We start from the raw sequence: 12,713 nt of genomic DNA on the forward strand, positions 1-12,713 counted from the left end.
GTCGTGCTCCAGCCCTTCCAGCCGGGCACGCCAGAACTCGCGCACTTGCCCCCGCAACGCCCGCGCACGACCCATCACACTCACCCCTAGCTCAGACGAGGTGTTGCGACAGCCCCTTGAATCCGCCCGCCCGTCGACGTCGACGACGTGCTCCTGATCTCCCGCCCCGGGGTCTCGCGCGCGCCCGATCAGTGGTTACTGGCTGGTATCCCTCGCCAGGCGAGCGATACCAGCCAGTAACCGTTCGACCCCCGCTCGCGCCGGACCCCGTGATCGCGGAAACCGGGCTGCGCCGGGCGCGCCGCGGGTGATCGCATGACCCCGTGCACGTCGAGTTCTCGAAGCGTCCCGACGGGGGGTCGCTCGCGCTGATCGACCGGGACGACGGCGTCCGGCTGCGCCTGCGGTCCTACGACCGCACCGGCGAGGTCCCGCACGACGCCGTCCACCTCGTCGGCGAGCGGGCGCTGGGCCTGACCGGCGGCCTCTGGGGCTCGATCGCGGCGGGGGCGGTGTTCGACAGCGTCGAGGTCGTCAGCGGCACGCTGCGCCACGACCGCCAGCGGAAGTCCGACGCGATCCGCCGGGAGAACGCCGAGCAGCTGCGGCTCGCGGAGACGGTCGTCGGGGTCCTCCAGCAGTCGATCGACCGCGACGGCCCGGCGACGAAGGCCGCCCTCGACGAGGCCTGGGGCATCACCCGCACGGGTGCGAGCCCGTACCCGGCGGACCGGGCGGCGACCGCGGTCGGCGAGCTGCGCGAGCTGCGGCGACGCTGGCGCGATCTCGCTCCGGAGGAGACGATCCCCTACGACTGGGACCTGCGCCGCCCGCGACGGTGATCAGCTCACGTTGCATGGGTTTTCGATGACATGCATACTCATTCGTATGCGCGTCGCCGTGGCCGGAGCCAGTGGGTACGTCGGGGGTGAGGTGCTGCGGCTCGCCCTGAGCCATCCCGAGGTCGAGATCGGGGCGGTGACGGCGGGGGAGTCGGCGGGCACCCCGCTCGGGGCCCACCAGCCGCACCTGCCCACCCTCGCCGACCGGACGATCGCCGCGACCACCCCGGAGGAGCTCGCCGGGCACGACGTCGTGTTCCTGGCGCTGCCCCACGGTCGGTCGGCGGAGGTCGCGGCGCAGCTGCCGGACGATGTGCTCGTCGTCGACTGCGGCGCCGACCACCGGCTCGTCGACCCCGCCGCCTGGCAGCGCTGGTACGGCGGCGAGCACGCCGGGTCGTGGCCGTACGGCCTGCCCGAGTTGCCCGGCGCCCGCGCCCGCCTGCAGAACACGCACCGCATCGCCGTCCCCGGCTGCTACCCGACCGCGAGCACGCTCGCGGCGTTCCCCGCGCTCGCCGCCGGGCTCGTCGGCAACGACGTCAGCATCGTCGCCTTCTCCGGCACGTCCGGCGCCGGGAAGAGCGCGAAGCCCCACCTGCTCGGGTCCGAGGTCATGGGCTCCGCCACGGCCTACGGCGTCGGCGGGGGCCACCGGCACACCCCGGAGATCGTCCAGAACCTGGCGACGGTCAGCCCGGAGCCCGTGCGGGTGTCGTTCACCCCGGTCCTCGCGCCGATGCCCCGCGGCATCCTCGCCGTCGCGAGCGCCCCGCTCGCCGACGAGAACATCACCTGCGACCAGGCCCGCGAGGCCTACGCCAAGGCCTACGACGCCGAGCCGTTCGTGCACCTGCTGCCCGCCGGCGTCCAGCCGCAGACCAAGTCCGTGGTCGGCTCGAACAGCGTGCAGATCCAGGTCGCGGTCGACCCGGACGCCGCCCGGCTCGTGGTCACCGCCGCCATCGACAACCTCACCAAGGGCACGGCAGGCGGCGCGTTCCAGTCGGTCAACCTCGCCCTCGGCCTCGACGAGACCCTCGGTCTCCCGACGACAGGAATGGCCCCGTGAGCGTCACCGCACCCCAGGGCTTCCGGGCCGCGGGCGTCCGCGCCGGACTGCGGGCGCACGGGGAGCGCCCCGACCTCGCGCTCGTCGTCAACGACGGCCCGCAGCAGGTCGCGGCCGGCGTCTTCACCCGCAACCAGGTCAAGGCTGCGCCGGTGCTGTGGTCGCAGCAGGTGCTCACCGAGCAGAACCTCCGCGCTGTCGTGCTCAACGCCGGGGGCGCCAACGCCTGCACCGGGCCCGACGGGTTCGGCGACACCCACCGCACCGCCGAGAAGGTCGCCGACGTCCTCGGCTGCGGCGCCATCGAGGTCGCCGTCTGCTCGACGGGTCTCATCGGCGAGCGGCTGCCCCTCGAGCAGCTCCTGCACGGCGTCGACGACGCCGCGTCCGAGCTCGCCGACGGCGAGGACGCCGGCACCCGGGCGGCGACGGCCGTCCTCACCACCGACACCGTCGACAAGCAGGCCGCCGCGAGCCGTCACGGCTGGACGGTCGGCGGGTTCGCGAAGGGCGCCGGGATGATGGCGCCGACCCTCGCGACGATGCTGGTCGTGGTCACGACGGACGCGGTGGTGGACGCCGCCACCGCCGACGCCGCGCTCCGTGCCGCCACCGCACGGACCTTCGACCGCCTCGACATCGACGGCTCCACCAGCACCAACGACACGGTGCTCCTGCTCGCCTCCGGCGCCTCCGGGGTCGAGGCCGACGCCGACGCGTTCACCGAGGTCGTCACCGAGGTCTGCGCCGACCTCGCCCGGGGGCTGCAGGCCGACGCCGAGGGCGTCACCAAGCGGATCGCCGTCACCGTGACGGGAGCCCGCGACGACCACGACGCCCTCGTCGGCGCCCGCGCGATCGCCCGCGACAGCCTGGTCAAGACCGCGCTCTTCGGCTCCGACCCGAACTGGGGCCGGATCGCCGCCGCGGTCGGCGCGAGCGAGGCGCAGGTCGACCCGGAGTACCTCGCCGTCACCGTCAACGGCGTCCTGCTCTGCGAGGCGGCGACCGCGGTCGGCGACCGCGGCAAGGCCGACCTGTCCGGCCCGGAGATCACCGTCGACGTCGACCTCGGCCTCGGCGACGGGCAGGCCACGGTCCTGACGACCGACCTGTCGCACGCCTACGTCGAAGAGAACAGCGCGTATTCCACGTGAGCGCCCTCGAGAACGCCGTGACCTCCATCCCCGTCCCGCCCGACGTCCCCGACCGGTACCAGTCGGCCGCCGCGAAGGCGGGCGTGCTGGCCGAGGCGCTGCCCTGGCTGCAGCGCTTCCAGGACGCCGTGGTGGTGGTCAAGTACGGCGGCAACGCCATGACCGACGACGCCCTGCGGCGCGCGTTCGCCGAGGACATGGTGTTCCTGCGCGTCGCCGGCATCCGCCCCGTGGTGGTGCACGGCGGCGGCCCGCAGATCACGAGCATGCTCACCCGGCTCGGCATGGAGGGCGAGTTCCGCGGAGGCCTGCGGGTCACGACGCCCGAGACGATGGACGTGGTCCGGATGGTGCTCGTCGGCCAGGTCGGCCGTGAGCTCGTCGGGCTCGTCAACGCCCACGGCCCCTACGCGGTCGGGCTCTCCGGCGAGGACGCCGGCCTGTTCACCGCGGCGCGGCGCACCGCGACCGTCGACGGCGAGCAGGTCGACGTCGGGCTCGTCGGCGACGTCGTCGACGTCAACCCGGCCGCCGTGCTCGACCTCGTCGCCGGCGGGCGCATCCCGGTCGTCTCGACGGTCGCACCGGACGCCGACGGCGTCGTGCACAACGTCAACGCCGACACCGCCGCCGCCGCCCTGGCCGAGGCGCTCGGGGCGCGCAAGCTCGTCGTCCTCACCGACGTCGAGGGGCTGTACACCGACTGGCCGGACCGCTCGAGCCTGCGCTCCCAGATCGACGACGACGAGCTGGAGACGCTCCTGCCGAGCCTGGCCAGCGGGATGATCCCGAAGATGGAGGCCTGCCTGCGGGCCGTGCGCGGCGGCGTGCCGCGCGCCCACGTCATCGACGGGCGGGTCGCGCACTCGGTGCTGCTCGAGGTGTTCACCAGCGAAGGGGTGGGGACGATGGTCGTCCCCTCCGACGGGAAGGAGGCCTAGACATGACCGTCACCAGCGAGGACCTCCGCTCCCGATGGGTCGGGTCCTTCATGGACAACTACGGCACCCCGCCGATCAGCCTCGTGCGCGGCGAGGGCGCGGTGGTGTGGGACGCCGACGGCCGCGAGTACCTCGACCTGCTCGGCGGGATCGCGGTGAACTTCCTCGGCCACGCCCACCCGGCGATCGTCGAGGCCGTCTCCCGCCAGGTCGCGACGCTGGGCCACACGTCGAACCTCGTCATCAACCCCGTCGCCGTCGAGCTCGCCGAGCGCCTGCTGGGCCTGCTCGGCCACGAGGGTCGCGTGCTGCTGTGCAACTCGGGCGCCGAGGCCAACGAGGCCGCCCTGAAGATCACGCGCCGCACCGGCCGCACGAAGGTCATCGCGACCGAGGGCGGCTTCCACGGCCGGACGATGGGCGCGCTCGCCCTCACCGGCCAGCCCGCCAAGCGGGAGCCGTTCGAGCCGCTGGTGCCCGGAGTCGAGTTCGTGCCCTACGGCGACGCCGACGCCCTGCGCGCCGCGGTCGACGACGAGACCGCTGCGGTGTTCCTCGAGCCGATCCAGGGCGAGGCCGGCGTGATCGTGCCGCCCGAGGGCTACCTGCAAGCGGCCCGGGAGATCACCACCGAGCACGGCGCGCTGCTGGTCCTCGACGAGGTGCAGACCGGCACCGGGCGCACCGGCGTCTGGTTCGCCCACCAGCGCGCGGGCATCACGCCGGACGTCGTGACGCTGGCCAAGGGCCTCGGCGGCGGCCTGCCGATCGGCGCGTGCATCGGTGTCGGCCCGGCGGGCGACCTGCTCGGGCCCGGCCAGCACGGCACCACCTTCGGCGGCAACCCGATCGCCTGCGCCGCGGCGCTCGCGGTCCTCGACACGATCGTCGCCGACGGCCTGCTCGACCGCGCCGAGGAGATCGGCAAGGATCTGGGCCGGCGCCTCGGCGAGCTCGACCACCCGCTGGTCGACGGCGTCGACGCGGCCGGCCTGCTGGTCGGCGTCGCGCTGCGCGAGCCCGTCTCGACGCAGGTCACGGCGGCCGCCCGCGACGCCGGCTACCTGATCAACAACGCCGTGCCCGGGCGCCTGCGGCTCGCCCCGCCCGCCGTCGTCACCGACGCCCAGCTCGACGGCTTCGTCGCCGCGCTGCCCGAGGTCCTCGACCAGGGTGCGGCGGCGGCCGAGGCGGCCGGGTCGTGACCGTGACGCTCCCGACGGTGGCCGCGCGCACCCGCCACCTCCTGCGCGACGACGACCTCGCGCCCGCCGAGCAGGCCGAGGTGCTCGAGCTGGCCGCGACGATGAAGACCGACCCGTTCGGCCGGCGCCCCCTCGCGGGCCCGCGGGCCGTGGCGGTCATCTTCGACAAGAGCTCCACCCGCACCCGGGTGTCGTTCGAGGTCGGCGTCGCCGCGCTCGGCGGCACGCCGGTCATGATCGACGGGCGGGACGCCCAGCTCGGGCGCGGGGAGACGATCGGCGACACCGCGCGGGTCCTGTCACGCTACGTCGACGCGATCGTCTGGCGCACCAGCAGCGAGGCGCGCATCCAGGAGATGGCCGCACACGCGACCGTGCCGGTGGTCAACGCGCTCACCGACGGGTTCCACCCCTGCCAGGTCCTCGCCGACCTGCAGACGATCGTCGAGCGCCACGGCCGCACCGCGGGCCTGACCCTGACCTACCTGGGCGACGGCGCCAACAACATGGCCCACTCGCTGCTGCTGGGCGGGGTCACGGCCGGGATGCACGTCCGCGTCGCCGCGCCGACCGGCTTCACGCCGGCCGAGGACGTGGTGCGCGCCGCCCGGGAGCGGGCGGCCGCCACCGGCGGCTCGGTCACCGTCACCGACGACCCCGGTGCCGCCGAGGGCGCCGACGTGCTCGTCACCGACACCTGGACCTCGATGGGCCAGGAGTCCGACGGGCGCGACCGCGCGTCGCTCGTGCCCTACCGGCTCGACGGCGCCGCGGTCGCCCGCGCCCGCCCGGACGTCACGGTCCTGCACTGCCTGCCCGCGCACCGCGGCGACGAGATCAGCTCCGAGGTGATCGACGGCCCGGCGTCGGCGGTGTGGGACGAGGCCGAGAACCGCCTGCACGCCCAGAAGGCCGTGCTGACGTGGTTGCTGGAGCACTCGCGGTGACCGAGACCGCGAAGGGCATCACCAGCCGTGCGGCGCGCCAGGCGCGCGTCGTCGCGCTGGTGACCGAGCGGGAGGTGCACAGCCAGGCCGAACTGGCCGCGCTGCTCGCCGACGAGGGCGTGGAGGTCACGCAGGCGACACTCTCGCGGGACCTCGACGAGCTCGGGGCCGTCAAACTGCGCGGCGCCGACGGCGGCGTCGGGCGCTACGTGGTGCCCGACGACGGCAGCCCGGTGCGCGGCGTCGTGGGCGGCACCGACAGACTGTCCCGGCTGCTCGCCGAGCTGCTGGTCTCCGCCGACCACTCCGGCAACCTCGCGGTGCTGCGCACCCCGCCCGGGGGCGCGCACTACCTGGCCAGCGCGCTGGACCGGGCGGCGCTGGCGGAGGTGGTCGGCACGATCGCCGGCGACGACACGGTGCTCGTCGTCGCCCGCGAGCCCCTCGACGGGGCCGGTCTCGCAGCCCGGCTGCGGACCCTGAGCACCAGGACGACGCCGCGGTCGTCCACCCCCGACATGAACGAGCAGGAAGAGAGAGAGCAGTGAGCGAGCGGATCGTGCTGGCGTACTCCGGGGGTCTCGACACCTCGGTCGCCATCGGCTGGATCGCCGAGGAGACCGAGCGCGAGGTCGTGGCCGTCGCCGTCGACGTGGGGCAGGGCGGGGAGGACCTCGAGGTCATCCGCAAGCGCGCCCTCGACTGCGGCGCGGTGGAGGCGGCCGTCGCCGACGCCCGCGACGAGTTCGCCGACGGCTACTGCCTGCCGGCGATGCGCGCGAACGCCCTCTACATGGACCGCTACCCGCTGGTCTCGGCGCTGTCGCGCCCGCTGATCGTCAAGCACCTCGCCGAGGCCGCGCGTGCCCACGGTGCGACGACCGTCGCGCACGGCTGCACCGGCAAGGGCAACGACCAGGTCCGCTTCGAGGTCGGCGTCGGCGCGCTCGCCCCCGATCTGGACGTCATCGCCCCGGTCCGCGACTTCGCCTGGACCCGCGAGAAGGCGATCCGGTGGGCCGAGGAGCGCTCGCTGCCGATCGACGTCAACAAGCGCTCGCCGTACTCGATCGACCAGAACGTGTGGGGCCGCGCCGTCGAGACCGGCTTCCTCGAGGACATCTGGAACGGGCCCATCGAGGACGTCTACTCCTACACCGCGAACCCCGCCGAGCCGCGCGACGCCGACGAGGTGGTCGTGGGCTTCGAGGCCGGCGTGCCGGTGACGATCGACGGCCAGAAGGTCTCGGTGCTCGAGGCGATCGAGCAGCTCAACCAGCGCGCGGGCGCCCAGGGCATCGGGCGGCTCGACATGGTCGAGGACCGCCTGGTCGGCATCAAGAGCCGCGAGGTCTACGAGGCCCCGGGCGCGCTGGCGCTGATCACCGCGCACCAGGAGCTGGAGAACGTGACGCTCGAGCGCGAGCAGTCGCGGTTCAAGCGCCAGGTCGAGCAGCGCTGGGGCGAGCTGGTCTACGACGGCCTGTGGTTCTCGCCGCTGCGCCGCAGCCTCGACGCGTTCGTCGACTCCACCCAGGCGCACGTCACCGGTGAGATCCGGATGACGCTGCACGGCGGCCGGGCGGTGCCGACGGGGCGGCGCAGCGCGCAGTCGCTCTACGACTTCAACCTCGCCACCTACGACGAGGGCGACCTGTTCGACCAGTCGCTGGCCAAGGGCTTCGTCCAGCTCTGGGGTCTGCCCTCGAAGATCGCCGCACGGCGTGATCTGAAGTGGGGAGACCAGGCCTGATGCCGGAGGGCTCCGCCCTCTGGGGCGGGCGGTTCGCGTCGGGCCCGGACGCGGTGATGGCGGCGCTGTCGAAGTCGACGCAGTTCGACTGGGTGCTCGCGCCGTACGACATCGCCGGGTCCCGGGCCCACGCGCGCGTGCTCCACGGCGCGGGCCTGCTCACCGACTCCCAGCTCGAGGCCATGCTCGACGGGCTGCGGCGGCTCGCCGACGACGTGGAGTCCGGGGCGTTCCAGCCCGCCGAGGACGACGAGGACGTGCACACCGCCCTCGAGCGCGGGCTCATCGAGCGGGCGGGGGAGGACGTCGGCGGGCGGCTGCGCGCCGGTCGCTCCCGGAACGACCAGATCGCCACGCAGCTGCGGATGTGGCTGCGCGACGAGCTGCGGGAGGTGGTGCGCGGCGTGGCGGGCGTGGTGGACGCGCTGCTGATCCAGGCCCGCGCCCACCCGGACGCGGCCATGCCCGGGCGCACACACCTCCAGCACGCGCAGCCGGTCCTGCTGGCCCACCACCTCGGGGCGCACGCCCAGGCCCTGCTGCGCGACGTCGGCCGGTGCCGCGACCTCGACCGGCGGCTGGCGTACTCGCCGTACGGGTCGGGGGCGCTGGCCGGGACGTCGCTGGGTCTCGACCCGGCGGCCGTGGCGCACGACCTGGGGTTCGTCGACGCGGTCGACAACTCGATCGACGGCACGGCCGCGCGCGACCTCGCCGCCGAGGGCGCCTACGTGCTGGCCCAGATCGCGGTCGACCTCTCCCGGATCGCCGAGGAGGTCATCCTCTGGGCGACCGCGGAGTTCGGGTACGTGACGCTCGCGGACGCCTGGTCGACCGGGTCGTCGATCATGCCGCAGAAGAAGAACCCGGACGTCGCGGAGCTCGCGCGCGGCAAGGCCGGGCGGCTCGTCGGCAACCTGTCCGGGCTGATGGCCACGCTCAAGGCCCTCCCGCTCGCGTACAACCGCGACCTGCAGGAGGACAAGGAGCCGCTGTTCGACTCGGCGGCCCAGCTCGCGATGGTGCTCCCGGCCATGGCCGGCATGGTCAAGACGCTGACGTTCCACACCGACCGCCTCGCCGAGCTCGCCCCGGCCGGGTTCACGCTGGCGACCGACCTCGCCGAGTGGCTGGTGCGCCAGGGCGTGCCCTTCCGCCGCGCCCACGCCGCCGCGGGCGCGACCGTCCGCGCCGCCGAGGCCCGCGGTGTCGGGCTCGACGAGCTGACCGACGCCGAGCTCGCCGACTGCGACCCCGCGCTCACCCCGGACGTCCGCGCGGTGCTCACCGTCGCGGGCTCGATCGCCTCGCGCGACGCGCACGGCGGGACGGCCCCCAAGCGCGTCTCCGAGCAGCTCGACCGCGTCTTCGCCGCCGCCATCGAGGCCCACGCCTGGGCCGGCCGCCCGATCGAGCGCCGCTGACGTGTCAGCGAAGCGCCGTCACGGACGCTGAGCGTCCGTATCGGTACTTCGATCACCCCGATGCTTACGGTGGATCTCATGCGCGCGGGGTGGCGGGTGGTGGTCGTGGTCGGCCTGCTCGCCGCGCTCGCCGGCTGCACCGACGCGCCCACCGCGGCGCCGGCACCGCCGGCCGTGGCGTCCGGGCCGGTCGCGTCGGCTCCGCCGGTCCCCACCGACACGGTCGGCCCGCACGGTCCGGTGGTGCCGTCGGACCCGGTCGCGCTCGCCGCTGTCCTCGCCGCCGCCCGGGACACCGTCGCCGACCCCGCCCGGTCACCGGACGCGGTCGCGGCGGCGGGCCGCACGGCGCAGGTGGCGTATGAGGAGCTCGCGTTCCACCCCGACCTCCTCGCTCCGGTCCTCGCCGCGCTCCCGCCGGGGCACGCCGCGGCCACCGACCGGATCGTCGGGGCCGGCCGGGACCTCCTGGCCATGAACACGAGGCCGCTCGGCGAGGACCTCCCGGCGTGGCGCGTGGTCGACCCGCTCCCTCCGGAGCAGCTCCGAGCGTTCTACGCCGAGGCGCAGGACCGGTTCGGGGTGCCCTGGCACGTCCTCGCCGCGGTCAACCTCGTCGAGTCCCGCATGGGCCGCATCGCCGCGGCGTCCGGAGCCGGGGCGCAGGGCCCGATGCAGTTCATGCCGTCCACGTGGGCGCGCTACGGCCTCGGCGGCGACGTGCACGACCCGCACGACGCGATCCTCGGCGCCGCCCACTACCTGCAGAGCAACGGCGGCGACACCGATGCCGGCCTGGACCGCGCCCTGCACCGCTACAACAACGACGACCGCTACGTCCGCGCCGTCCGCGCTTATGCCTGGCTGATGCAGGCCGACGAGCGCGCGTACCTCGGCTTCCACGCCTGGGTCGTCTACGCCCGGACCGCGGGGGAGGGCCGGGTGCACCTGCCGACGGGCTACGACGAGCCGCGGCCCGTCCGCGCGGCCGACTACCTCGCGGGGGCGCCACGCTGATCCGTCGTCCCGCCGGGGAGGATCGGCTCCGATGACGACGCCGACCCTCGTGGACCAGGACGCGCTGGCCGTCGACCCGCTGGACGCGGCCCGCCGGCTGCTCGGGTGCGTGCTCGCCGCGGACACCCCGCAGGGCGAGATCCGGGTCCGGCTGGTCGAGGTCGAGGCCTACCGGGGCGCCGACGACCCCGGCTCCCACTGCTACCGCGGGAAGACCGACCGCAACGCCGTGATGTGGGGCCCGGCCGGGCACCTGTACGTCTACTTCGTCTACGGCATGCACTTCTGCGCGAACGTCGTGTGCCTCACCGAGGGCGTGGCCGGGGCGGTGCTGCTGCGCGCCGGTGAGGTGGTCTCGGACGTCGGTGCGGCGCACGCCCGGCGGCCGACGGCGCGCGGCCGTGACGCCGAGCTCGCCCGGGGACCCGCCCGGCTGTGCGCCCTGCTCGGGATCGGGCGCGAGGCCAACGGCGTCGACGTCCTCGCGGCGTCGTCCCCGGTCCGCCTCGAGGCCGGCGACCCCGTCCCCGACGGCGACGTCCGGACCGGCCCCCGCGTCGGCGTGGCCGCGGGCCAGGAACGGCCATGGCGGTTCTGGGTCGCGGGGTCGCGGGCGGTCACCCCGTACAAGGCCGGGCGCGCCCGGCCCGACGGCCCGGACTGGTGAGCCCGTTCGGCAGACTGGCGAGCGTGACCGAGCCGCACATCCTCGACGACCTCGCCTGGCGGGGCCTCATCGCCCAGACCACCGATCTCGACGCGCTGCGCCGGGACCTCGACGCGGGGATGGTCACCCTCTACTCCGGGATCGACCCGACCGCGCCGAGCGCCCACATCGGGCACCTGCTCCAGTGGCTGACGCTCGCGCGGTTCCAGCGGGCGGGCCACCGTCCGATCGCCCTGGTCGGCGGCGCGACGGGGCTCATCGGCGACCCGAAGCCGACCTCGGAGCGCACGCTCAACGACCGCGACGTCGTCGCCGGCTGGGTGGACAAGCTGGGCGCGCAGCTGCGGCCGTTCCTCGACTTCTCCGGCGGCGACAACGCGGCACTGCTGGTCAACAACCTCGACTGGACCGAGGGCCTCTCGGCGCTGGACTTCCTGCGCGACGTCGGCAAGCACTTCCGGGTCGGGCGCATGCTCGCCAAGGAGGCCGTCAGTCGCCGCATGGAGTCCGACGAGGGCATCAGCTACGCCGAGTTCTCCTACCAGCTGCTGCAGTCCTACGACTTCCTCGAGCTGTTCCGCCGCTACGGCTGCACGCTCCAGACCGGCGGCAGCGACCAGTGGGGCAACCTCACCGCCGGCACGGACCTGGTCCATCGCGTCGAAGGGCGCTCGCTGCACGCCCTGGGCACGCCGCTGATCACGAAGGCCGACGGCACGAAGTTCGGCAAGACCGAGTCCGGCACCGTGTGGCTGGATCGTGAGCTGACCAGCCCGTACGCCTTCTACCAGTTCTGGATCCAGGCCGAGGACGCGATGGTGGGCACCTACCTGCGCGCGTTCACGTGGCTCTCGCACGACGAGATCACCGAGCTCGAGCGCCTCACCGAGGAGATGCCGCAGGCGCGCGAGGCCCAGCGGGCCCTGGCCCGGTCGGTGACGGGCATGGTCCACGGCGAGGTGGAGGTCGAACGCGCCGAGGCGGCGAGCCGGGCGCTCTTCGGGCGCGGGGAACTGGCGCAGCTCGACGCCGGGACGCTCGCGGCCGCCATCGCCGAGATCCCGTCCTACACCACCGCGCGCGACGAGAAGCCGACGATCGTCGACCTGCTCGTGGGCAGCGGCCTGTCCGCGAGCCGGGGCGCCGCGCGGCGCACGGTCGCCGAGGGCGGTGCGTACGTGAACAACACCAAGGTCGAGACCGAGGACTGGGAGCCGGCCGACGGCGACCTGCTGCACGGCCGGTGGCTCGTCCTGCGCCGGGGCAAGCGCAATGCCGCCGGGGTCGAGCTCGCCGGCGCCTGATCGGGTCACCGGCCGTTTGCCCGGTGTTCGCCGCGGGAACCTGGTCCTGACCAGCGCCGACGCGCTGATCGACCCCCCGTGCGAGGGCCGGTTTCGAGCGTGTGTAGGGTTCTGGTCATCGCACGGTCAGGGGTTGTCCCCGGGCCCTGCAGACAACTAAGGTAGAAAGGTCGCCCTCCGGAAGGCCAGGTCCTCGGCCCGCTGGTACGGTGGCGATCGATCATCACGGGAAACCGGTCGGGAACGGCTCGGCGAACCGCGTGTGGTTGTCCTTTGAGAACTCAACAGTGTGCCGATGTTTGGTGTGTTTGTCCTCGTCGGCGCTGCGTGCCCTTGTGTGGGTGTGTGGTGTCGTGGGGTTTCTTTGAGTGGCGCCTCCTTTTG

At 74.1% G+C, this 12,713-nt stretch carries 12 protein-coding genes; all 12 read left to right on the forward strand.

The window, feature by feature from the left end:
- Positions 1–323: 323 nt before the first annotated feature.
- The 12 genes from QSK03_RS32495 to tyrS are packed head-to-tail and all read left to right on the forward strand — an operon-like array spanning position 324 to position 12,329.
- Positions 324–842: a hypothetical protein gene (locus tag QSK03_RS32495; RefSeq protein WP_285659949.1), complete on the forward strand. Its 519-nt coding sequence runs from the start codon at positions 324–326 to the stop codon at positions 840–842.
- A gap of 40 nt (positions 843–882) precedes the next feature.
- A complete protein-coding gene (argC, locus tag QSK03_RS32500; RefSeq protein WP_285659967.1) occupies positions 883–1,914 on the forward strand; it encodes an N-acetyl-gamma-glutamyl-phosphate reductase in 1,032 nt (343 codons plus the stop codon).
- Entirely contained in the window at positions 1,911–3,071 is a 1,161-nt protein-coding gene (gene argJ, locus QSK03_RS32505; RefSeq protein WP_285659951.1) for a bifunctional glutamate N-acetyltransferase/amino-acid acetyltransferase ArgJ, read from the forward strand. The genes argC and argJ overlap by 4 nt, the downstream gene beginning before the upstream one ends.
- 26 nt (positions 3,072–3,097) lie before the next feature.
- The gene (gene argB / locus QSK03_RS32510) at positions 3,098–4,012 is read left to right on the forward strand and encodes an acetylglutamate kinase (RefSeq protein WP_285659969.1); all 915 of its coding nucleotides are present in this window, start codon (positions 3,098–3,100) and stop codon (positions 4,010–4,012) included.
- A gap of 2 nt (positions 4,013–4,014) precedes the next feature.
- Positions 4,015–5,217: an acetylornithine transaminase gene (locus tag QSK03_RS32515; protein WP_285659952.1), complete on the forward strand. Its 1,203-nt coding sequence runs from the start codon at positions 4,015–4,017 to the stop codon at positions 5,215–5,217.
- Positions 5,214–6,164 (forward strand): ornithine carbamoyltransferase, encoded by a 951-nt coding sequence (gene argF / locus QSK03_RS32520; protein ID WP_285659956.1) that lies wholly within the window; start codon positions 5,214–5,216, stop codon positions 6,162–6,164. Before QSK03_RS32515 ends, argF begins: the two co-directional genes overlap by 4 nt.
- Positions 6,161–6,712 (forward strand): arginine repressor, encoded by a 552-nt coding sequence (locus QSK03_RS32525; RefSeq protein ID WP_285659958.1) that lies wholly within the window; start codon positions 6,161–6,163, stop codon positions 6,710–6,712. The genes argF and QSK03_RS32525 overlap by 4 nt, the downstream gene beginning before the upstream one ends.
- Positions 6,709–7,917 carry an argininosuccinate synthase gene (locus tag QSK03_RS32530; protein ID WP_285659960.1) on the forward strand — a complete coding sequence of 403 codons (1,209 nt, stop codon included), beginning with the start codon at positions 6,709–6,711 and terminating at the stop codon, positions 7,915–7,917. The genes QSK03_RS32525 and QSK03_RS32530 overlap by 4 nt, the downstream gene beginning before the upstream one ends.
- The gene (gene argH / locus QSK03_RS32535; protein WP_285659961.1) at positions 7,917–9,341 is read left to right on the forward strand and encodes an argininosuccinate lyase; all 1,425 of its coding nucleotides are present in this window, start codon (positions 7,917–7,919) and stop codon (positions 9,339–9,341) included. The genes QSK03_RS32530 and argH overlap by 1 nt, the downstream gene beginning before the upstream one ends.
- A gap of 60 nt (positions 9,342–9,401) precedes the next feature.
- Positions 9,402–10,358: a lytic transglycosylase domain-containing protein gene (locus QSK03_RS32540; protein ID WP_285659963.1), complete on the forward strand. Its 957-nt coding sequence runs from the start codon at positions 9,402–9,404 to the stop codon at positions 10,356–10,358.
- A 31-nt stretch (positions 10,359–10,389) separates the two neighbouring features.
- Positions 10,390–11,025 carry a DNA-3-methyladenine glycosylase gene (locus tag QSK03_RS32545; RefSeq protein WP_285659965.1) on the forward strand — a complete coding sequence of 212 codons (636 nt, stop codon included), beginning with the start codon at positions 10,390–10,392 and terminating at the stop codon, positions 11,023–11,025.
- A 23-nt stretch (positions 11,026–11,048) separates the two neighbouring features.
- Complete coding sequence (gene tyrS / locus QSK03_RS32550) at positions 11,049–12,329, forward strand: tyrosine--tRNA ligase (RefSeq protein ID WP_352232086.1); 1,281 nt, start codon at positions 11,049–11,051, stop codon at positions 12,327–12,329.
- Positions 12,330–12,713 lie beyond the last annotated feature (384 nt).

The organism is Actinomycetospora sp. NBRC 106375 (assembly GCF_030269665.1).
Lineage (GTDB): Bacteria > Actinomycetota > Actinomycetes > Mycobacteriales > Pseudonocardiaceae > Actinomycetospora.

What these genes read in the sequence shown, in the direction of transcription:
- QSK03_RS32515 (WP_285659952.1), top strand. Translation starts at nt 4,015, where the DNA reads ATGACCGTCACCAGCGAGGACCTCCGCTCCCGATGGGTCGGGTCCTTC.
- argH (WP_285659961.1), top strand. Translation starts at nt 7,917, where the DNA reads ATGCCGGAGGGCTCCGCCCTCTGGGGCGGGCGGTTCGCGTCGGGCCCG.
- QSK03_RS32540 (WP_285659963.1), top strand. Translation starts at nt 9,402, where the DNA reads ATGCTTACGGTGGATCTCATGCGCGCGGGGTGGCGGGTGGTGGTCGTG.
- QSK03_RS32545 (WP_285659965.1), top strand. Translation starts at nt 10,390, where the DNA reads ATGACGACGCCGACCCTCGTGGACCAGGACGCGCTGGCCGTCGACCCG.